This window comes from Jatrophihabitans fulvus (assembly GCF_054781375.1).
Window position 1 is genome coordinate 283,055 of sequence record NZ_BAAGUN010000001.1, and the last position, 19,486, is coordinate 302,540.

General features: G+C 72.1%; 20 protein-coding genes. 7 read left to right on the plus strand and 13 right to left on the minus strand.

Going from position 1 to position 19,486, the window contains the following annotated elements; translation table 11 throughout:
- Positions 1 to 73: 73 nt before the first annotated feature.
- Entirely contained in the window at positions 74 to 751 is a 678-nt protein-coding gene (locus ACYVP9_RS01390; protein WP_460602894.1) for a hypothetical protein, read from the minus strand.
- Between the two features lie 187 nt (positions 752 to 938).
- On the opposite strand from ACYVP9_RS01390, the gene ACYVP9_RS01395 reads away from it, so the two are divergent.
- Together ACYVP9_RS01395 and ACYVP9_RS01400 are read left to right on the plus strand one after the other, a co-directional pair.
- Positions 939 to 1,646, plus strand: a complete 708-nt coding sequence (locus tag ACYVP9_RS01395) for a hypothetical protein (protein WP_460602895.1) — start codon at positions 939 to 941, stop codon at positions 1,644 to 1,646.
- Positions 1,643 to 2,386, plus strand: a complete 744-nt coding sequence (locus tag ACYVP9_RS01400; protein WP_460602896.1) for a hypothetical protein — start codon at positions 1,643 to 1,645, stop codon at positions 2,384 to 2,386. The genes ACYVP9_RS01395 and ACYVP9_RS01400 overlap by 4 nt, the downstream gene beginning before the upstream one ends.
- On the opposite strand, the gene ACYVP9_RS01405 is transcribed toward ACYVP9_RS01400, so the two are convergent.
- From ACYVP9_RS01405 to glpX, 5 genes are read right to left on the minus strand one after another with little or no spacing between them, the layout of a single operon-like run.
- Positions 2,352 to 3,032, minus strand: coding sequence for an HAD family hydrolase (locus tag ACYVP9_RS01405; RefSeq protein WP_460602897.1), 681 nt, complete (start codon positions 3,030 to 3,032; stop codon positions 2,352 to 2,354). The genes ACYVP9_RS01400 and ACYVP9_RS01405 overlap by 35 nt on opposite strands.
- The gene (locus ACYVP9_RS01410) at positions 3,029 to 3,520 is read right to left on the minus strand and encodes a hypothetical protein (RefSeq protein ID WP_460602898.1); all 492 of its coding nucleotides are present in this window, start codon (positions 3,518 to 3,520) and stop codon (positions 3,029 to 3,031) included. Before ACYVP9_RS01410 ends, ACYVP9_RS01405 begins: the two co-directional genes overlap by 4 nt.
- A complete protein-coding gene (locus ACYVP9_RS01415) occupies positions 3,520 to 4,911 on the minus strand; it encodes a class II fumarate hydratase (protein WP_460602899.1) in 1,392 nt (463 codons plus the stop codon). The genes ACYVP9_RS01410 and ACYVP9_RS01415 overlap by 1 nt, the downstream gene beginning before the upstream one ends.
- Positions 4,912 to 4,953: 42 nt before the next feature.
- On the minus strand, positions 4,954 to 6,414 hold the full coding sequence (locus ACYVP9_RS01420; RefSeq protein ID WP_460602900.1) for an amino acid permease: 1,461 nt from the start codon (positions 6,412 to 6,414) through the stop codon (positions 4,954 to 4,956).
- Between the two features lie 58 nt (positions 6,415 to 6,472).
- Entirely contained in the window at positions 6,473 to 7,531 is a 1,059-nt protein-coding gene (glpX, locus tag ACYVP9_RS01425) for a fructose-bisphosphatase class II family protein (RefSeq protein ID WP_460602901.1), read from the minus strand.
- A 152-nt stretch (positions 7,532 to 7,683) separates the two neighbouring features.
- Between glpX and ACYVP9_RS01430 the strand changes: the two genes are divergently transcribed.
- Positions 7,684 to 8,073, plus strand: coding sequence for a hypothetical protein (locus tag ACYVP9_RS01430; protein WP_460602902.1), 390 nt, complete (start codon positions 7,684 to 7,686; stop codon positions 8,071 to 8,073).
- On the opposite strand, the gene ACYVP9_RS01435 is transcribed toward ACYVP9_RS01430, so the two are convergent.
- The 3 genes from ACYVP9_RS01435 to ACYVP9_RS01445 are packed head-to-tail and all read right to left on the minus strand — an operon-like array spanning position 8,070 to position 10,411.
- Entirely contained in the window at positions 8,070 to 8,285 is a 216-nt protein-coding gene (locus ACYVP9_RS01435) for an exodeoxyribonuclease VII small subunit (protein WP_460602903.1), read from the minus strand. The two genes, ACYVP9_RS01430 and ACYVP9_RS01435, sit on opposite strands and share 4 nt — an antisense overlap.
- Positions 8,278 to 9,492: an exodeoxyribonuclease VII large subunit gene (gene xseA, locus ACYVP9_RS01440; protein WP_460602904.1), complete on the minus strand. Its 1,215-nt coding sequence runs from the start codon at positions 9,490 to 9,492 to the stop codon at positions 8,278 to 8,280. The genes ACYVP9_RS01435 and xseA overlap by 8 nt, the downstream gene beginning before the upstream one ends.
- Before the next feature lie 7 nt (positions 9,493 to 9,499).
- Entirely contained in the window at positions 9,500 to 10,411 is a 912-nt protein-coding gene (locus ACYVP9_RS01445; protein ID WP_460602905.1) for a hypothetical protein, read from the minus strand.
- Between the two features lie 43 nt (positions 10,412 to 10,454).
- On the opposite strand from ACYVP9_RS01445, the gene ACYVP9_RS01450 reads away from it, so the two are divergent.
- Positions 10,455 to 11,480 carry a 4-hydroxy-3-methylbut-2-enyl diphosphate reductase gene (locus tag ACYVP9_RS01450; protein WP_460602906.1) on the plus strand — a complete coding sequence of 342 codons (1,026 nt, stop codon included), beginning with the start codon at positions 10,455 to 10,457 and terminating at the stop codon, positions 11,478 to 11,480.
- Positions 11,481 to 11,484: 4 nt separating this feature from the next.
- Here the strand turns inward: ACYVP9_RS01450 and ACYVP9_RS01455 are convergent, their stop codons facing one another.
- Positions 11,485 to 12,210 carry a DUF6542 domain-containing protein gene (locus tag ACYVP9_RS01455; RefSeq protein ID WP_460602907.1) on the minus strand — a complete coding sequence of 242 codons (726 nt, stop codon included), beginning with the start codon at positions 12,208 to 12,210 and terminating at the stop codon, positions 11,485 to 11,487.
- Between the two features lie 166 nt (positions 12,211 to 12,376).
- Complete coding sequence (locus tag ACYVP9_RS01460) at positions 12,377 to 13,945, minus strand: DNA recombination protein RmuC (protein WP_460602908.1); 1,569 nt, start codon at positions 13,943 to 13,945, stop codon at positions 12,377 to 12,379.
- A gap of 85 nt (positions 13,946 to 14,030) precedes the next feature.
- Here ACYVP9_RS01460 and ychF point away from each other — a divergent pair, with 85 nt between their 5' ends.
- Together ychF and ACYVP9_RS01470 are read left to right on the plus strand one after the other, a co-directional pair.
- The gene (ychF, locus tag ACYVP9_RS01465; protein ID WP_460602909.1) at positions 14,031 to 15,104 is read left to right on the plus strand and encodes a redox-regulated ATPase YchF; all 1,074 of its coding nucleotides are present in this window, start codon (positions 14,031 to 14,033) and stop codon (positions 15,102 to 15,104) included.
- Positions 15,104 to 16,003 (plus strand): LLM class oxidoreductase, encoded by a 900-nt coding sequence (locus ACYVP9_RS01470; RefSeq protein WP_460602910.1) that lies wholly within the window; start codon positions 15,104 to 15,106, stop codon positions 16,001 to 16,003. The genes ychF and ACYVP9_RS01470 overlap by 1 nt, the downstream gene beginning before the upstream one ends.
- 87 nt (positions 16,004 to 16,090) lie before the next feature.
- Here ACYVP9_RS01470 and ACYVP9_RS01475 read toward each other — a convergent pair whose 3' ends face one another.
- Together ACYVP9_RS01475 and ggt are read right to left on the minus strand one after the other, a co-directional pair.
- A complete protein-coding gene (locus ACYVP9_RS01475; RefSeq protein WP_460602911.1) occupies positions 16,091 to 16,840 on the minus strand; it encodes an SDR family NAD(P)-dependent oxidoreductase in 750 nt (249 codons plus the stop codon).
- Positions 16,841 to 16,884: 44 nt separating this feature from the next.
- Positions 16,885 to 18,708, minus strand: a complete 1,824-nt coding sequence (gene ggt, locus ACYVP9_RS01480) for a gamma-glutamyltransferase family protein (RefSeq protein ID WP_460602912.1) — start codon at positions 18,706 to 18,708, stop codon at positions 16,885 to 16,887.
- Between the two features lie 197 nt (positions 18,709 to 18,905).
- Between ggt and ACYVP9_RS01485 the strand changes: the two genes are divergently transcribed.
- Positions 18,906 to 19,472: a hypothetical protein gene (locus ACYVP9_RS01485; protein WP_460602913.1), complete on the plus strand. Its 567-nt coding sequence runs from the start codon at positions 18,906 to 18,908 to the stop codon at positions 19,470 to 19,472.
- Positions 19,473 to 19,486: the final 14 nt, after the last annotated feature.

Sequence of the window (19,486 nt, forward strand, 5' to 3'; positions counted from 1 at the left end):
CACTGCTGCTCCTCGCTACGTCGGGTGAACGAACCGTGGCGGGACCGGTGAACCGGTCCCGCCACGTCCTGCGTCAGTTGTTGGCGTCGTCCGGACGAACGCCGTGCTGCGTCGCGACGATCTTGAAGAGCTGCGTGGGCACGGCCTGCGGACCCCTTGCGATCTTCGTGAACCCGAACTCGATTGTGGCCTCGTTGTACTGACCCGGCTGGATGTTGTCGCTCAGCAGGATCGCGTGCGGGACGCCGCAGTACGGCAGGGAGTAGTCGGTTCTGGTTGCCGCCTCGGCCGCATTCCCGCCATGGCCGTTCCCGTCGACGCTGCAGTTCTGGTCCGCGGGGCTGCCAGGGTTCGAACGGAGGTTGTTCGAGACGAAATCGCCGGCCGGGGACGTGACCTTGAAGTGGCCGTAACGCCCCAGCGCGTCGTTCCCGTTGGGGGCGCTGCCGTCCTCACCGGTGAGACGGTTTGCTGCCGTTGCAGGGAAGACCAGCCAGACGTCCTGGCCCGACGTGCCCGACGACGAGTACCCGATCGTCTTCGTGTCGTACGCGCCGGGAAGAAGGTTCGTGTAGTTCAGGGCAAGGTCGGTGGTGTTGACCTTGACCGCGCCGGTCGATGCTGTGATCGAGCCGTCCTTGCTGTCGGTGAAGTACGCGCCGGTGCCGGTGGCGGCGAAGCCGACGAGCGCGGCGGAGGCGCAGAGAGCGCCGGCGAAGCCGGCGATCTTGAAGCTCTTCGTGCGGTCCATGGAGGATCCTTCCGGGTCTGTCCGCCGGCCCCCGCCGGCGGCGTTGGGACCAGGATTCGTCAGCGACCCCGTCCGACGGATCGTCATGATCGTGGGTTCCGAACTCATCAGTTCTGACGACGCGGACGCCGACCACCTCCCTCGACGCTGACGTACGAGTCATCCGCCGTCTGTGCTGCGAGGGTCTGTGAAGCGCGCTGTTCTGGTCGTGGTCGTCGTCTTCGTCGCGCTGGCGACGGCGACGACGAGTGCCAGTGCGCCTTCACCCGTCCACTCCGTCGACATCGACGGGAACCACGTCGCGACGGGCGCGCTGCACCTCGACCTCACCGGCGGCGAGGGCACCGTCGACCTGGCCGTGAGCGGGCTGCTGCCGGGCGGGCAGTCGACCCAGCGATTCTGGGTCGTCGCGAACGCTCCTCGCTCCGGCGTCGACGCGACGGTGTCCATGGCCATCAGCGACGTCCGCGACGTACCCGCTCCGTGCTCGACCAGCCACGACAAGGCACGCGCCGAGCAGGCCGCGGGAATCACCGGTTGTCACGTCGACGGCGACCGCGTCAGCGGCACTCCCGAACGGGGCGTGCTGTCCCGCATGCTCTCCGTGACTGTCGCCGGCCGATCGGTGCCGTCCGGAGCCGGGTGCTCCGACCCGGCCGGGCCGGGCGCGCCGGTCGCAGCAGGGACGCTCGACCAACTGACCGGGAAGCGCACGCCGGTCCGCGACGTCGACGGCCGCGACGTCCGCCTTGCGCCCGGCGCGGGGGTCTGTCTCGACCTCAGCGTCCGATGGCCACCGGACGACGGTTCGTCGGACCGCCCCCGGGACAACGCGGCCCAGGGTGACGCCGTCACAGCCCGCGTGGTGTTCACCCTGGAGCAGGTGGTGTCGTGAACCCGCGCAGATGGTTCGCCGGACTGGCGGCCGCGGCCGTGCTGTGCGTGGGCGGTTCGGTCGCGCTGGCCTCACCTGCCGATGTGGCGCCTTCGCGGCCCGCCCTCGAGGTGGGAGTCGACGGCCACGACTACTCGACGATGCCGTCCGCTGCACTCTCGCTGGACGGAGCGGCGCCGGGCTCGACGACCGCCACCGACCTCGCGATCCGCAGCGGTCTCGATCGCGCCACATCACTGTCGTTGCGGCTGATCCCGGACGACTGCGCCGGGTGTCAGGCCGACCCGCTGTCGGACTCGCTGTCCGTCGAAGTGTCCTCGGCGGAGGCGCCGAGCGGTCCCTACGTGCAGGTGTGGAGCGGTACAGGAAGGGATCTGGGTGGCGACGTCGACACCGACGTGGTGCTGGCGCCCGGAGGTGATGCCTGGGTGCGGGTCGCGGTCGGCATCCCGACGTCGTCCGGCAACGAGGTGGCCGACCGGTTGGTCGCGTTCGCGCTGCGGATCACCCTCACCGATCCTGATCTCGGCGTCGCTGCCGCGTCCGCCGGTGCCGGACGTGACGGAGAGCTCGGCGCGGGCGGGGCGAACCGATCTCGGCGAGGTGGCGTCGCGATCACAGGGGCTTCGGTCATGCTGGCCGCAGCCGGCGTCCTGCTGGCTGGGTGCGGGGTCGTCCTGCTGCTGGCAGGCCGTCGGCGGCCGGCTACACCAGGTCCAGCACCTGGCCGAGCGCGGTGATGCGATCGCCGCTCCAGTCGACATGGCGTCCGTAGACGACACCGCCGACGTCCTCGGCGACGTCGAGGTGCACGGCGCGCATGCCGACCCGTGACGCGCCCGCGAGCTCGTCGCTGCCGCCGTCGCCGACGTACAGGCAGGCCTCGGGAGCGACGCCCAGACTTTGCGCGCAGGCGAGAAAATTGTGTGGGTCGGGCTTGCGGTGCCCGGTGACGAACGAGAACACCGGGGCGTCGACATACGGGGCGACGGGTAGATCGGGGAAGTAGGTGGGCAGCTCCGCGCTGCAGTCGCTGACGAGCCCGATGCGCTTGCCCAGCACCCGCAGGGTCGAGAGCAGATCGACGGCGTCAGGACGTGGCTCGCCGAAACCGCGCTCGACCTGCAGACGTACTTCGGCGGCCCGCCGTACGTGCGGCGGGGCGACGTCGATGCCGAGCCGCGCGCAGATCCACCGCAGCGAGCCCTCGACCGAGCCGCCCGCGCCGCGGAACCGTTCGTCGACCGTCGCGGTCATGGCCGCGTCGAACTCGTCGACCGGGACGCCGAGTGCTGTCGCCTGGGCCCGCCGGCCACGCAGCTGCGCGTCCGACGACCGTCCGGGCGTCAGGGTGCCGTAGAAGTCGAAGATCACCGCGTCGGTCATGCGGGCACGTCCAGGACCCGAGCGAGGTCGACGAGACGGTCGGCCAGCCGCTGCGCGATCGCGGCCACCTCGGCGTCGGACATCGCCCACGGGCGCGGGTAGGCGGGCGAACGCGGCGGCACGCCTGCTTCGACGAGCAGGTCACGGGCGACGATGTGCAGCACGGCGATCCCGGTCCTGCCGTCGCGCACGAGGTGGACCGGGACGTCGAACATCCCGCAGTACCGGGCCGGCATCATCAGTGCCTCGAGCCGGTGGTCACGGCCGCCGAGGCGTCCGCCGCCGGCCCGCTTGCCCGACGCGCGGTAGGCCAGCCCCGTCGCCTCCCACGCCGAGCGCATCGCGTCGCCCTGCGGGCTGTAGTCGCCGATCCGTTGCGGGAACTCGTCGCACAACGCGTAGTACCAGTCGGGCAGACCGGTCGTGCGCAGCGCGTCGACGAGTTCGGCGAGCAGCGCTTCGCTGCGCTCGGGACGCCGCGCAGGCATCAGGCCTTCGGTGCCGTCATCGACAGCACGTCGAGCACCTCGTCGAGCTTCTCCTCGGTGATCTTGCCGGGCACGTGCCCGCGCTCGACGACGACCTCGCGGATCGTCTTGCGCTCCTTGATCGCCTGCTTCGCCACCTTGGACGCCTCGTCGTAGCCGATGTAGTGGTTCAGCGGTGTGACGATCATCGGGGTGCCCTCGGCGTACGCGCGGCACTGCTCCTCGTTGGCCTCGATGCCGGCGACGCAGCGGTCGGCGAAGACGCGCCCGACGTTGGACAGCAGGCGAATCGACTCGAGCAGGTTGCGCGCCATCATCGGCAGGTACACGTTGAGCTCGAACGCGCCCGCAGCGCCGCCCCACGCGACGGCGGCGTCGTTGCCGACGACCTGCGCGACGACCTGGGTGACGGCCTCGGCCAGCACCGGGTTCACCTTGCCCGGCATGATCGAACTGCCCGGCTGCAGGTCGGGGATGAAGATCTCCGACAGGCCCGTCCTCGGACCGGAGCCCATCCACCGGATGTCGTTGGCGATCTTGTTGAAGCCGACCGCGATCGTCCGCAGCACGCCCGACAGCTCGACGAGCGAGTCGCGGGCCGCGTTGGCCTCGAAGTGGTTGCGCGCCTCGGTCAGCGGCAGCCCGGTCTCGGACGCGATCAGCGCGATGACCTCGCCGGCGAACCCGATGGGCGCGTTGATGCCGGAGCCGACGGCGGTGCCGCCAAGCGGCAGCTCGGCCACCCGCGGCAGCACCGCGTCGAGCCGCTCGATGCCGTAGCGCACCTGAGCGGCGTAGCCGCCGAACTCCTGGCCCAGGGTGACCGGGGTGGCGTCCATGAGGTGGGTGCGTCCGGCCTTCACGACCGTCGCGAACTGCTCGGCCTTCGCTTCGAGCGCGGACGCGAGGTGGTCGAGCGCGGGCTTCAGGTCGTTGATCGTCGCCTTGGTCGCGGCGACGTGGATCGCGGACGGGAACTGGTCGTTGCTCGACAGCGGGTCGTTGACGTCGTCGTTCGGGTGCACGGGCGAGCCGAGCCGCTCCGCCGCCAGCGTCGCCAGCACCTCGTTCGTGTTCATGTTCGACGACGTGCCGGACCCGGTCTGGAACGTGTCGATCGGGAACTCGGCGTCCCAGTCACCGCGCGCGACCTCGACGGAGGCGGCGTGGATCGCCTCGGCCTTGGCCTGGTCGAGCACGCCGCGCTGGGCGCGGACGCGGGCGCCGGCGCCCTTGATCAGCGCCAGGCCTGCGATGAGCTCGCGCTCGATGGTTGCGCCCGAGATCGGGAAGTTCTCGACCGCCCGTTGCGTCTGCGCCCGCCACTTCGCGTCCTTGGGAACGCGGACGTCCCCCATCGAATCCTTCTCGATCCGGAACTCGTCGCTCATGCCGCCGACCCTAGTAGGACCGCCCGGTGCTTCATCGCGAGGTCAGCTCAGCGTCTTCGCCGGGGACGGCTCGGCGACCCGCGCGTGTCTGCGGCCGTAGCCGAAGTAGATCGCCATGCCGATCGCGAGCCACACCGCGAAGCGCAGCCAGGTCTCGATGGACAGGTTGAGCGAGAGGTAGATGCAGGCGAGCGCCGAGACGATCGGCAGGACGGGGGAGAACGGCACCCGGAACGGACGGTCCAGTTCGGGGCGGGTCCGACGCAGGATCGGCACCGCGACGGACACGATCGCGAAGGCCGACAGCGCGCCGATGCTGACCAGGTCCGCCAGGTCGGCGAGGGGCACGAGCCCGCCGATGACCATGATCGCGACGGCGACGATCACGGTGAACCGCACCGGCGTGCCCGTCCGCTCGTTGACGGAGGCGACCGCGGGCGGCAGCAGCCGGTCCCGTCCCATCGCGAAGCCGATGCGGCCGAGCCCGACGAGCTCGACGAGGATCACCGACGTCAGGCCCGAGACGGCGGCGATCGACACCAGCGTGCCCGCCCAGCTCGCGCCGACGGAGTCGAACGCCGACGCCAACGGCGATCCGGCGTTGAGCTCGGTGTACTTCTGCATGCCGGTGAGCACGAACGAGACACCGACGTACAGGACCGTCGCGATGACGAGCGTGCCGATCAGCCCGCGCGGCATGTCCCGCGCCGGGTGGTGGGTCTCCTCGCTGAGGTTCGCGACGGCCTCGAAGCCGGTGTAGGCGAAGAACACCACCGCGGCGGCCGAGATGACGCCCGCGACGCCGAACGACGACGGTGCGCCGAAGAGGGCCTGGACGACCGGCTGGCCGAGCCCCTTCTCGCTCTCGGCCGGCCCGGCCGGCGGGACGAAGGGTTTCAGGTTGTCGGCCTTGAGGAAGAACGCACCGGCCACGACGATGAACAGGCAGATGGCGACCTTCACGAACACCAGCACGTTCGTGAGCCAGGCCGACTGCTTGATGCCGACGATGGCGACCACCGCGAGCACGGCCACGATGAGGACGGCGCCGAAGTTGACGGTCGAGTCCTCGCCGAAGACCGAGGTGGGCAGGTCGAACAGGTTCTGCAGGTAGCCCGACCAGCCGCGGGCCACGACGGACGAGCCGAGGATGAACTCGAGCAGCAGGTCCCAGCCGATGATCCAGGCGACGACCTCGCCGATGGTGGCGTAGGCGTAGCTGTAGGCACTGCCGGCCGTCGGCACCGCGCTGGCCAGTTCGGCGTAGCAGAGCGCGGCCATCAGGGCGACGGCGCCGGCGATGACGAACGAGATCACGACCGCCGGACCGGCGCTGTTCTTCGCCTCGACGCCGGTCAGCGTGAAGATGCCGGTGCCGATGACGATGCCGACCCCGAATCCGACGAGGTCGAACACGCCGAGGCGTTTGCGCAGCTTGCTGCCGCCGCCCTCGGACTGTTCGAGGACGTCGTCGACCGACTTGGTACGCAGCAGGCTCGTCACGCCGCGGTCGTTCCCGGTATGCACGACCGCCGATCACGGCCGTGCGCGCGGCGGACGGTCAGCTGCCCCCACCGAAGTCGACCGACGAGTAGGCGCGCAGCTTGCCCAGCTGGTGCAGCGAGTCGACGAGCCGGATGGTGCCCGACTTCGAACGCATGACGATCGACTCGGTCTGCACCGAATCGGCGTAGTAGCGCACGCCGCGCAGCAGCTCGCCGTCTGTGATGCCGGTGCCGCAGAAGAAGATGTCGTCGCCGCTCACGAGGTCCTCGGTCATCAGCACGCGGTCGAGGTCGTGGCCGGCGTCGATGGCCTTCTGCCGCTCCTCGTCGTCCTTGGGCCACAGCCTGGCCTGGATGACGCCCCCCATGCAGCGCAGCGCGGCCGCGGCGATGATGCCCTCGGGCGTGCCCCCGATGCCGAGCAGCAGGTCGACGCCGGTGCCCGGTCGGGCCGCCGAGATCGCCCCTGCGACGTCGCCGTCGCTGATGAAGCGGATGCGGGCTCCCGCGTCGCGCACCTCCTGGACGAGCTTCTCGTGCCGGGGACGGTCGAGGATCACGACGGTGACGTCCTCGGGCCGGCCGTGCTTGGCCTTGGCGACGCGGGCGATGTTCTCCGCGACCGGCGCGGTGATGTCGATGGCGTCGGCGCACTCGGGCCCGGCGGCGATCTTCTCCATGTAGAACACGGCGGACGGGTCGAACATGCTGCCGCGCTCGGACACGGCGATGACCGCGATCGAGTTCGGCATGCCCTTGGCCATCAGCGTGGTGCCGTCGATGGGGTCGACCGCGACGTCGCACAGCGGACCGGTGCCGTCGCCCACCTGCTCGCCGTTGTAGAGCATCGGCGCTTCGTCCTTCTCGCCCTCACCGATGACGACGACGCCGTTCATCGACACGGTCCCGATCAGGGTGCGCATGGCGTCGACGGCCGCGCCGTCGCCGCCGTTCTTGTCCCCGCTGCCGACCCAGCGGCCCGCGGCCATGGCCGCGGCCTCGGTGACGCGCACCAGTTCGAGGGCGAGGTTGCGGTCGGGGGCCTTGCGGGCGACGGCGAGTTCGGGCGGCACACCGCGCTCGTGGTCGGCTCCTCCGGCGGTTCCGTCGGTCATCGGCGGGCGTCCTCTCGGCCGGGGGCTCGGTCGTCCTCATCCTGTCAGACGGGTGTTACCGCAGCGGGTCGGTACTAGGTCGATCGTCGTATCGCGACTGCGACCCGCGGGGGCACAGGCTGGTGGCACACCACCGAGGAAAGGGAAACGCCATGACCGTCCGCCGCACCCTCACCGTCGCCGCCCTGGGCGTCGGCCTGCTCGCCCCGTTCGCCGTCAGCGCCACCGCCTCCGCGAGCGGCCGAGATGTGGTCCGCTCGTCCGGACGGTGCTCCGTCGCCGGCACCTGGGAGCTCAAGGCCAAGCACGACGACGGCCGCATCGAGGTCGAGTTCGAGGTCGACACCAACCGGGCGGGACAGGCGTTCCGCGTGTACGTGTCCGACAACGGCACGCTCGTCGCGCAGCGCCGTGCCACGACCGCCGCGCCGAGCGGCTCGTTCACGGTCGAGACCCGGCCCGCGAACCGCGCCGGCACGGACGTCATCCGCGCCCGCGCGATCAGGGGCGAGAACGTCTGCGTCGGCAGCGTCCGGGTCTAGTCGTCGGCGGACGGGGCGTCGGCGTCGTGCTCGGCGATCGCCTTCTCGAGCCGCTGCCCCGCCCCGTCCAGCCAGCTCTGGCACACGTCGGCGAGGTGTTCGCCGCGCTCCCACAGCGCGAGCGATTCCTCGAGCGACTGGCCGCCGCCTTCGAGCTTCGCGACCACCTCGCGCAGTTCGGCGCGGGCCTGCTCGTACGAGATCTCACTCATCGGGTTCAGACCCTACGGCCACCCGCGCGGCGGTGAACCGCCCGTCGGCCACGATCACCTCGAGCGGGCCGTCCGCGTCGGCCGGCTCGCGGACGACCGTCCCGTCGACCGTGCGGACGACCGCGTACCCGCGGTCGAGGGTGGCCTGCGGCGACAGCGAGCGGACGCGGGCGCGGGTGTGGTCGAGCTCGTCGCGGCGCTGGTCGAGCAGTGCGCCCAGCCGGCGGCGGGACCGGTCACGCCACGCGGCGACCTCGTCCGCCTCGCGTCCGATGCGCAGCCGGACGGTCTGCCGCAGCCGCTCCGGCAGTCCCGCCATGAGCTCGGCCTCGCGGTCGAGGCGGGTGCGGACGGACGCCCGCGCGCGGGTCCGCAGGCCCGAGACCTCACGCAGCTCGTCCGCCAGGTCGGGGACGATCCGCTTCGCGGCGTCCGTCGGGGTCGACGCCGCGAGGTCGGCGACGAGGTCGAGCAGCGGCACGTCGGTCTCGTGGCCGATCGCGCTGACCACCGGCGTGACCGCGTCCGACACCGCGCGCACGAGCGTCTCGTTGCTGAACGGCAGCAGGTCCTCGACGCTGCCGCCGCCGCGGGCGATGACGATCACGTCGACCTCGGGGTCGCGGTCGAGCCGGGCGAGCGCGTCGCACACCTCTCCGACCGCGTTGACCCCCTGCATGGCCACGTTCTCGAGCCGGAACCGCGCGCCCGGCAACCGCCGCCGCGTGTTCTCGACGACGTCGCGTTCGGCGGCGCTCGCCCGTCCGGTGATCAGTCCGACCGTGCGCGGCAGGAACGGCAGGGGACGCTTGCGTTCGCGGGCGAACAGGCCCTCGGCGGCGAGCAGCTTCTTCAGCGCCTCGAGGCGGGCGAGCAGCTCGCCGAGGCCGACCTGGCGCACCTCGAGGGCGCGCAGGCTCAGCGAGCCGCGCTCGAGCCAGAAGTCCGGACGGGCACGCAGCACGACACGGGCGCCCTCGCGCACCGAGTCGGGCAGCACGCCGCGCGGGCAGGTCACCGAGATCGAGATGTTCGCGTCCGGGTCGCGCAGGGTCAGGAACTGGGTCCCGACGCCGGGACGCCGGTTGAGCTGCGCCACCTGGCCGTCGACCCAGATCTCGCCGAGGCGGGCGATCCACTCGCCGATGCGGATCGCGACCGCCCGCACCGGGACGGGCGACTCCGCCGAGGTCTCGAGGCGGGCCACGCGGCGATCAGTCGGTGCTGTCGGACGGGTCGCCGGCGGACTCGGTGCCGTCGTCGTCCCCGGCGGCGTCGAACCGCGACGGCGCGCGGTCGCGCGGCGGGCTGACCGACTTGCCGCGCCCGGTCGCCTCGTCGGTGTCCGGGGCGGGTGCCGTGCCGGAGACCGTCGAGGTGTCCGGTTCGGACTTCACGGCGTCGGCGACGCCGTTGTCGTGGGTGTCGGCGCCGGTGGTCGCGGCTGCCCCACGGGAACGGGCGGTGGTCTTGCGGGTCGCCTTCTTCGCGGTCTTGCGGGCGGACTTCTTGGCGGCCTGGGCGGCTTGGACGGGGGGCGCGGCGTCGTCGCCGGACGTCGAGCCGGTGGTCCTGCCGGCGGTGCTCTTGCGCGCAGTGCTCTTGCGGGCGGTCGCCTTGCGGGGGGTGGCCTTGCGCGGGCCCGCCGTGCGCGACGGGCGCTCGGCGTCGCTGATCGGGGTGACGGTGGCGGTGGGACCGTCGTCCGCGCTCTGTTCGGCGTCGGCGGCCCCGGCGGCGTCGGCGGCACCGGTGGCCCTGGACGGGTCGTCGACACCGAACAGCTCCTCGAACATGCGACCGGCCGAGCCGGTCTCCGACTCGCCGGCGTCGCCGAGCAGGCTGTCGAGCTGGGCGAGGGCGCTGCGGTGCAGTTCCTCGGCCGGGACGGGCTCGTCGAACGTGGCCCACGGCGGCGGCTCGTCACCGGCCGGGCCACGGCTGAGCACTTCGTCACCCTTCGCCGCAAGCTGGGCGTAGCGCTGCTGCGCCCGCAGCGACATCTGCAGCGCCGTGCTCACCGCGAGCATGGGCAGTTCGATGGCGCGGTCGGGCAGTTTCCGCAGCTCGGAGGAGGCGGAGGCGACGAGGCCGACGGCGGCGCGGACGGGGCCGGGGAGGTGCATGCCACCACAGTGCCGCATCGCCGCCGTCCGTACCATCGAGGGCATGACGTCCACATCGGACGGCCAGCCGGCACGGCCGGCCCAGCCCTCCAGCACCGACGCCGCGGCCGCCTCGAAACGGGTGCTGCTGGCCAAGCCGCGGGGCTACTGCGCCGGGGTCGACCGGGCCGTGCAGACGGTCGAGCAGGCGCTCGACCACTACGGCGCGCCGGTCTACGTCCGCCGCCAGATCGTGCACAACCTGCACGTCGTCAAGGCCCTCGAGGCGCGCGGAGCCGTGTTCGTCGAGGAGAACGCCGAGGTGCCCGAGGGTGCCGTCGTCGTCTTCTCCGCCCACGGGGTCGCGCCCGAGGTGCACGCCCAGGCGGCGCAACGGCACCTGCGCACCATCGACGCCACCTGTCCGCTGGTCACGAAGGTGCACCACGAGGTGCGGCGCTTCGCCGACGACGACTACGACATCCTGCTCATCGGCCACGAGGGTCACGAGGAGGTCGTGGGCACCAGCGGCGAGGCGCCCGAGGCGATCACGCTCGTCGACGGCCCCGAGGCGGTCGACGGCGTCGAGGTCAGGAACCCCGATCGGGTGGTGTGGCTGTCGCAGACCACGCTGTCGGTCGACGAGACCATGCAGACCGTCGACGCGCTCAAGCAGAAGTTCCCGAACCTGCAGTCGCCGCCGTCCGACGACATCTGTTACGCCACCCAGAACCGGCAGGCGGCGGTGAAGGCGATCGCGCCCGAGGCCGACCTGTTCCTCGTCGTGGGCTCGCAGAACTCGTCCAACTCGGTGCGCATGGTCGAGGTGGCGCTGACGGCGGGTGCGCGTGCCGCCCACCTCGTCGAGAACGTCGACGCGGTCGACCCGGCGTGGTTCGAGGGCGTCGGGACCGTCGGGTTGTCCTCGGGTGCCTCGGTGCCCGAGATCCTGGTCGGCCAGGTGCTCGACTGGCTGGCCGCGAACGGCTACGGCGAGGTGACCGAGGTCAGCCACACCGAGGAGCGGTTGGCGTTCGCGCTGCCGCAGGAGTTGCGCCGCGAGTTGCGGTTGCGCGCAACGTCCGGCTGACCGGTTACTTGCGGACGATCATCCGGACGCCGGCGATGATCAGCACGGCGGCGCAGGCCGTGGCGATGGCCGGGAAGCCGTACACGAGGTAGTTGGCGGCGGCGTCGATCTTCGCCTTGTTGGCGTTGCTGCCGCTGGCCTTGACGTAGTACTGGAACCCGGCGCCGAGCGTGTAGACGATCGGCGGGGCGATGACCACGGGGAACATGTGGCTGCGCTTCACCAGCACGATCGCCACCACCGACGCGACCACGATGCCGACGTTGAAACCGCCCTGGATGTCGAACAGATCGACGGTGTCGACGATGCCGCCGAGCACGGCGATGGCCAGCATCACCAGCAGCGCCGCCCAGCCGGGCAGGCCGCGCTCGTGCGGACGGGAGATCGCTTCGCGCACGCCGTCGAGCTCGGCCGCCGCGATGCGGCGGGCCTCCCGGTTCTGGGCGCGGGTGGGCCGTTGCGCACGGGCCGCGGGGGATTCGTCGGCGCGCCCGGCCTCGGGGCCCGCGCTCTCGCGGGCGGTGGGCCGTTCGGGGGCGCGTTCGGGACGCGTCCGATCGGGCGTCCGGGTGGTCGTGGAGTGACCGGTGATGCGGGCCTCGAGCCGGCCGGTGCGACCGTCGCGCGGTGCGGGGGACCCGTTCTGCCGGGACGTACCCGATCGGATCGTAGTGGCGGAACCCCATCCGTCGTCGGCGGGCGTCGCCGAGCGCGAGGACGGACCTGACACGCTGGCTCCAGGGGTTCGGCGGACGGGGCGCGAGCGCGCCGTGACGGCCGCAACTCTGCCGCCACGGTACCGGCAGTGCCGGGCCGGTCACGGCACGACGCGCACCCCGTTTCTCAGGTGCTGGGCGCCCGATCGGGGCCGGTTCTCCGGACGCGGTGTCCCTCGATCACGACGTGGCACGGTGCGCGTCGGGGGTGACGGGGAGCTCGTCCTGGCCGCTCACGGCACCGGCGCGGGCCGGCTTCGGCAGGGCGACGAGCCGCTGGTCGGCGACCTCGGGAGCCTGCAGGGTGCGGGTCGTCTCGGTGAGCTGGTGCGGCGGGTCGAGCTCGACGCCGTGCTCGACGACCTTGAGCTCGGACATCTTGCGCGCGGTGACGAACACGCGGGTCTCGAGCGAGGAGACGGTCTTGTTGTACTCGCTGACCGCGCGGGTGAGGGAGTTGCCGAGCTTGTCGATGTGCCCGCCCATGGTCGACAACCGGGTGTAGAGCTCGCGGCCGAGCTGGTGCACCTGGGCGGCGTTGGCGGCCAGCGCCTCCTGCCGCCAGGTGTAGGCGACGGTGCGCAGCAGCGCGACCAGCGTGGACGGGGTGGCGAGGACGACGTTCTGCTCGAACGCGCGCTCCTGCAGCGTCGGGTCGTGCTGCAGCGCCGCGTCGAGGAAGGTGTCGGCGGGCACGAAGCACACGACGAACTCGGGCGTGGGCGCGAAGTGCTCCCAGTAGGACTTCGCGCCGAGCTGGTCGATGTGGGTGCGCAGGTGCCGCGCGTGCGCCTTGAGCCGGGCGTCGCGCGTGGCCTCGTCCTTGGCCTCCATGGCCTCGAGGTAGCCCGCGAACGCGACCTTCGAGTCGACGACGACGTTCTTGCCGCCGGCGAGGCGGACGACCATGTCGGGGCGCAGCCGCCCGTCGGCGGACGTCACCGTCTGCTGGGTGACGAAGTCGACGTGCTCGGTCATGCCGGCCGCCTCGACCGCCCGCTGCAGCTGCATCTCACCCCACCGGCCGCGCACCTGCGGGGCCCGCAGGGCGGACACGAGCTGGGACGTCTCGGTGCGCAACTGCTCGGAGGTCTGGCGCATCGTGCCGACCTGTTCGAGCAGCTTCTCGTAGGAGCCGGCGCGGTCGCGCTCGACGGACTGCAGCTGCCGCTCGACCTTGGTCAGCGACTCGCGCAGCGGGCCGACGAGGGCCTCGATGGCGATCTGGCGCTGGGCGAGGTCGCCCGCGGCGTCGGACTTCGCCGCCGTGAGCTTCTCGGCGGCCAGCTCGGCGAAGGCGCTGTTGTTCTGCTGCAGCGCCTTGCCGGCGAGGGAGTCGAAGGCCTCCCGCAGCCGGGCCTCGGTAGCGGCGGCCTGCTCGGCGGCGGCCCGCTGCCGAGCCGTCTCGGCCTCGGCCCGGTCGCGGGCGGCCTGCCGCTCGGTCTCGAGCGTGGCGGTCAGCCGGGCGACCTCGTGGCGGGCCTCGAAGGTCTCGGCCTGCGCCGCCCGGACCGCCTCCCGGCCCTGCGCCTCGGCGTACGCCACGGCGTCGCGGCCGTCCGCCTCGGCGCGGGCGACGGCCTCGCGGCCGCGGGCCTCGACCGCGGCGACCGCGTCGCGACCGGCGGCCTCGGCCCGTGCGAGCGCGTCACGGGCGGCCGCGTCGCCGCGGAAGCGGCCCAGGAGCAGGCCGAGGGCGAGACCGGCGGCGAGGGTCAGCACCGCGACGAGAACTGCTGCGACGTCCATGTGTTCGATGCTCACACCGGGGTCCGACAGTTTCGGGGTCCGACGCGCCGGGGGCGCCGTCCGGCAGTCCGTAGACTGGCGCTCCGTGTCCCTCACCATCGGCATCGTCGGCCTGCCCAACGTGGGCAAGTCGACGCTGTTCAACGCGCTGACCAAGAACGACGTCCTCGCCGCCAACTACCCGTTCGCGACGATCGATCCCAACGTCGGCGTGGTGGGGGTGCCCGACAGCCGGCTCGACGTGCTCGCGAAGCTCTTCGACTCCGCGAAGGTCGTCCCCGCGACCGTCAGCTTCGTCGACATCGCCGGCATCGTCCGCGGCGCCTCGACCGGCGAGGGGTTGGGCAACAAGTTCCTCGCCAACATCCGCGAGGCCGACGCGATCTGCCAGGTCATCCGGGCGTTCAGCGACCCGAACGTCGTGCACGTCGACGGCAAGGTCGACCCGGCCGCCGACATCGAGACCATCAACACCGAGCTGATCCTCGCCGACCTGCAGACGCTCGAGAACGCGATCCCGCGGTTGGAGAAGGACGCGCGCCTGCACAAGGACCGCGCATCCGTCCTCGTTGCGGCCAAGGACGCGATCGAGATCCTGCAGACCGGCAGGACGCTCTACGCCGCGCAGGTCGATCGCGAGCCGCTGCGCGAGCTGACGCTCATGACCACCAAGCCGTTCCTCTACGTCTTCAACGTCGACCCGGACGAGTTGGACAACCAGACCTTCACCGACGAGCTGCGCGCGCTCGTCGCCCCGGCCGAGGCGATCTTCCTCGACGCCAAGACCGAGTCCGAGCTCATCGAGCTCGACGCCGAGGAGGCGCTCGAGCTGCTGCAGTCGATGGGCCAGACCGAATCGGGCATCGACCAGCTCGCCCGCGTCGGTTTCGACACGCTCGGCCTGCAGACGTTCCTCACCGCGGGTCCCAAGGAGTCGCGTGCCTGGACGATCAAGGTCGGCGCCACCGCCCCGCAGGCCGCGGGTGTCATCCACACCGACTTCGAGCGGGGCTTCATCAAGGCCGAGGTCGTCTCGTTCGACGACCTCGTCGACGCCGGCTCGATGAACGAGGCCAAGTCCCGCGGCAAGGTCCGCATCGAGGGCAAGGACTACGTCATGGCCGACGGCGACGTCGTCGAGTTCCGCTTCAACGTCTGATGACCAGCCTCCGCGTCGGGGTGCAGCTGCCCGAGGTGGAGCGTCCGGTGCCGTGGCCGGAGATGGTCGCGATGGCGCGGACGGCCGAGGCCGTCGGGTTCGACTCGATCTGGCTCGGCGACCACCTGCTGCACGAGCTGCCGGACGGCAGCGTGCGCGGACCGTGGGAGGTCTGGACGTCGCTGGCCGCGCTCGCCGCGGTCACCGAGCGCGTGCGGCTCGGGCCGCTGGTCGCCTCGACCGGCTTCCACGCCCCCGCGATGCTCGCCAAGTTCGCGGCCACCGTCGACGCGGTGTCCGGCGGACGGCTCGTCCTCGGGCTGGGTGCGGGGTGGAACGAGCGGGAGTACGCGGCCTTCGGCTTCCCCTACGACCGCCGGGTCGCGCGTTTCGCGGAGGCGTTCACGATCGTGCGCGGGCTCGTCCGTGAGGGCCGGTGCGATTTCCATGGCGAGTTCCACGATGTCGCGGAGTGTGTGCTCGACCCGCGCCCGGTGCGGCCGGGTGGCCCGCCGCTGATGGTGGGGTCGATCGGGCCGCGCATGCTCGGCATCACGCTGCCCCACGTCGATGCCTGGAACGTCTGGTGGGCGGACTACGGCAACACCGTCGAGGGTTTCGCGGCCGTCCGCGACCGCGTCGAGGAGGCAGCGGTGCAGGCGGGCCGCCTGCCCGGCGAGGTCGCCGCCAGCGCAGCGGTGCTGGTGCAGCTGCCGGACGGCACCGGACGGCTCACCGGCACCGGCCACGGCGACGACCCCGCCCCGGTGCCGCTGGCGACGCTGGCGCGGCACCTCGAGCAGCTGGCCGACGCCGGCGCGGACGAGGTGCAGCTCGTCCTGGACCCCATCACCGCCGAATCGATCACGGCGGTCGGTGCGGCGCTCGGACTCGGTTGACGGGTCGTCGGTGAAGCGCGGCCCGGCCGACCGGCGGCGTGTCACCCGGCAGGTGATGCACTGTCGCGTAGGGCGCCGAACCGAAGGTCAGGGCAGCGGCGCGGACGCCAACTGACCGCCGTCGACGACGAGCGTCGACCCGGTGAGGAACAGCGGCGCGTCGAGGACGAGCCACCGGACGACCTCCGCGATCTCGTCCGCGCGCCCGAAGCGGGCCTGCGGGTTGAGCCGCCGCAGTGCGTCCGGTGACGACGCGACGAGGTCGTCGTGGGTCATCGGGGTGTCGACCCACCCGGGCGCGACGGCGTTGGCGGTGACGCCCGAGTCGGCGAGCTCGACGGCCAGGGACCGGGCGACGCTCACGACCGCGGTCTTCGCCGCGCTGTAGGCGGACGTGTTCGGCTCGGACGCGGAGCCGTTCACCGAGGACACCAGCACGATGCGGCCGTGCCCGGCGGACGTCATGCGGCGCGCCGCCCGTCCGGCCCCGAGCACCGCGCCGCGCAGGTGGACGTCGAGTGTCGCGTCCCAGGCGGCGGCGGTCATGTCGACGAGCGGGGTCGACTCCCACGCGCCGGCCGCGGCGACGAACCCGTCGATGCCGCCGAAGCGTTCGACGTGCTCGTCGACGACGCGGACGGGATCGTCCGGGGACGCCATGTCGCCCGCGGCGACGGCCACCTCGACCCCGGGGATCGCGTCGGCGGCCGCGCGCAGCGCGTCCGTCCGGCGGCCGACGAGCGTGAGGTCGACACCGGCGCGGGCGAGGGCGACGGCCGACGCAAGACCGATCCCCGAACCGGCACCGGTGACGAGGGCGCTGCGACGCAAAGGCATGGGCCGACGATGTCACGAGCCCGCCGGGGGCACCGACCGCGCGCCTACCGAGGCCGGACGACCAGGGCGCTGCCACCACCCTGGCGGACGGGCTCGGCGGCGGCGAGGTACTGCCCACCACCGAGCGCCTGCAGGCCCGTCGCGTTACCGATCCACGACTTGAGCGGCAGGGGAGAGCCGGTCAGCTCGGTGAACTTCTCGCCGTACCGGGACTCGAGCGTGCGGCGCAACGAGCTGTCGTAGAACGCGGGCTCCGCCTCGCTCGCGGTGGCGTTGCGCTGCGACACCCGGGGCGCGGCGATGGCGGCGGGCAACGACATGCCGAGGTCGATGTGGTTCACGAGGATCTGCAGCACCGTCGTGATGATCGTCGCGCCACCGGGGGAGCCGACCGCGAAGTCGAGCCTGCCCTTGCGCAGCACGATCGTCGGCGACATGCTCGAGCGCGGCCGCTTCCCCGCCGCGGGCAGGTTCGGGTCGTACGCGCCGGGCGTCGCCGGCGCGAAGGTGAAGTCGGTCAGCTCGTTGTTGAGCAGGAAGCCGCGGCCCGGCACCGTGATGCCGCTGCCGCCGAGCTGCTCGATGGTGTTGGTGTAGCTGACGACGTTGCCCCACTTGTCTGCGGTGACCAGGTGGTTGGTCTCGCGGCCCTCGTTGTCGGTCATCTTCTGCGCCCGCGTGGAGCCGCACCCGCCGTAGGGCCGGAACGGGTTGCCCGGGTCGACCGGGGACGCGAGCGCCTTGTCCTGGATCAGGCAGGCGCGGGTGCGGGCGTACGCCGGGTCGAGCAGGCCCCGCTGTGGCACGTCGACGTAGCGCCGGTCGCCGATGTAGGCATTGCGGTCGGCGAACGCGAGCCGGGACGCCTCGAGGTAGCGGAACAGCACGTCCGCCGTCGACCGCTTCGCGAGCGGGAACGTCTTCAGGATGTTCAGCGCCTCGCCCACCGTGATGCCGCCGGACGACGACGGCGCCATGCCGTAGATGTCGCGGCCGCGGTACGTCACGTGGGTCGGTGCCTGCGACAGTGCTCGATAATGCGCGAGATCGCGCGAAGTGAGGTCGCCCTTGCGGATCGGGAATTCGCTCTGCCCGGCCGCCACCGGGGGATTGTCGACGGCGCGGACGACGTCACGTCCGAGGGCGCCGTCGTACAGGTACGACGGGCCGTACTTCGCGAGTTGGTCGTACGTGCGGGCGAGGTCGGGGTTGCGCAGCGTGCTGCCCGCCGGCAACGGGTCGCCCGACGCGGTCAGGAAGAGCTTGCGGGTGCTGGTGAACGAGCGCAGCGCCGGCAGCGACGCCTCGGTCTGCTGCCGGAACTGCGTGTCGATGGTGAACCCCCGTCGCGCCAGTGCGGCGGCCGGACGCAGATTGGCGGCGAACGAGTCGCGTCCGTAGAGCCGGGTGGCCTTGGCCCAGGTCGCGACCATGCCGGGGACGCCGACGGACAGGCCGCTGCGGCGTGCCTGCTCGAACGGCAGCGGTTTCCCGGTGGACGGGTCGACGAAGCGGGTCGACGTGCAGCCGGCCGGGCAGGTCTCGCGTCCGTCGATCGTCACGACGCGGTGCTGTCTCGCCAGGTAGATCACCATGTACCCGCCGCCGCCCGGTCCGGCGACGTAGGGCTCGGTGACCCCGAGCGCCGCCGCGGTGGCGACGGCGGCGTCGATCGCGTTGCCACCGCGCCGCAGCACCGAGATGCCGACACGGCTCGCGTCGAGGTCGGCGGACGCGACCGCGCCGCCGGAGCCGACGGCCACCGCCTGCTTCGGCTCCCGCGGGGCGGCGGCAGCGGGCGGGCCGGCCGCCACCGCGCCGGACCCGAGCAGAACCGCTGTTCCGATGACCGCCGCCGAACGCCGCATCGCCGTGACCCCCACTGGCTCGTCGTGCACATCTGCCGCACAGTCATGCCCGGATCGGACGCATTTCGCACGGTCCGTCGGCGTTTCTCGTGCTCTGTGCCGCGAATTCGGCGCAGCACGGTGCGCCGTCACTCACAGCGATATATGTTTTGCGTTAAGTCGCGGCTCTGGGTTCGCGATGCTCCCGGAGGTCCGCCGTGCCCGTGCACACCCGTCTGGTCGCCGCCACTGCCGTCGTGCTCTGTGCCGGCGGTGCCGTGCTCGCCTCGCCCACGGCCGAGGCCGCGCCGCGCGCCGTCACCGGCGGCTCGGTGAGCGTCGACCTGACGTCCGCTGCGGTGACGCAGTTCGCGAACGCCGGCGTCCGCGTCGGCAGCGGCCGGCCCGCGACCTACGCGCGGACGGTGCTGCGGTTCCCGATCGCGAGCGGCAGCTTCGTCGAGTCGTCCGGCGAGTACGCCGCGAGGGAGACGGGGACGCTGCGCCTGGTGCGGGGCTCGTCCACGGTCGTGATCAGCAAGCTGGCGATCGACTCGCGCACCAAGCTCGTCACCGGCAGCATCGCCGGCGCCGCGGTCTCGACCGTGTTCGTCGTCGGCGATCCGCAGGCCGGTGGCGGCAGCCCGTCCAGCCGCCAGTACAGCCGCTACACCGTCGACTGGACGCGCAGTGCTGCCCGCACCCTGAACGCGAAACTCAGGACCGCCGTCTTCGGTGCCGCCGGAGCGGTCGGCAGCGGCGCGACCGACCTGCGCTTCGGGTAACGAACGCCGCAGCC

Bases quoted from the DNA above. Each gene is read 5' to 3' on its own strand.
- ACYVP9_RS01450 (WP_460602906.1), top strand. From the start codon at position 10,455: ATGACGTCCACATCGGACGGCCAGCCGGCACGGCCGGCCCAGCCCTCC.
- ACYVP9_RS01445 (WP_460602905.1), bottom strand. From the start codon at position 10,411: ATGCACCTCCCCGGCCCCGTCCGCGCCGCCGTCGGCCTCGTCGCCTCC.
- ACYVP9_RS01435 (WP_460602903.1), bottom strand. From the start codon at position 8,285: ATGAGTGAGATCTCGTACGAGCAGGCCCGCGCCGAACTGCGCGAGGTG.
- glpX (WP_460602901.1), bottom strand. From the start codon at position 7,531: ATGACCGACGGAACCGCCGGAGGAGCCGACCACGAGCGCGGTGTGCCG.
- ggt (WP_460602912.1), bottom strand. From the start codon at position 18,708: ATGCGGCGTTCGGCGGCGGTCATCGGAACAGCGGTTCTGCTCGGGTCC.
- ACYVP9_RS01415 (WP_460602899.1), bottom strand. From the start codon at position 4,911: ATGAGCGACGAGTTCCGGATCGAGAAGGATTCGATGGGGGACGTCCGC.
- ACYVP9_RS01410 (WP_460602898.1), bottom strand. From the start codon at position 3,520: ATGCCTGCGCGGCGTCCCGAGCGCAGCGAAGCGCTGCTCGCCGAACTC.
- ACYVP9_RS01475 (WP_460602911.1), bottom strand. From the start codon at position 16,840: ATGCCTTTGCGTCGCAGCGCCCTCGTCACCGGTGCCGGTTCGGGGATC.
- ACYVP9_RS01460 (WP_460602908.1), bottom strand. From the start codon at position 13,945: ATGGACGTCGCAGCAGTTCTCGTCGCGGTGCTGACCCTCGCCGCCGGT.
- ACYVP9_RS01470 (WP_460602910.1), top strand. From the start codon at position 15,104: ATGACCAGCCTCCGCGTCGGGGTGCAGCTGCCCGAGGTGGAGCGTCCG.
- ACYVP9_RS01405 (WP_460602897.1), bottom strand. From the start codon at position 3,032: ATGACCGACGCGGTGATCTTCGACTTCTACGGCACCCTGACGCCCGGA.
- ACYVP9_RS01430 (WP_460602902.1), top strand. From the start codon at position 7,684: ATGACCGTCCGCCGCACCCTCACCGTCGCCGCCCTGGGCGTCGGCCTG.
- ACYVP9_RS01390 (WP_460602894.1), bottom strand. From the start codon at position 751: ATGGACCGCACGAAGAGCTTCAAGATCGCCGGCTTCGCCGGCGCTCTC.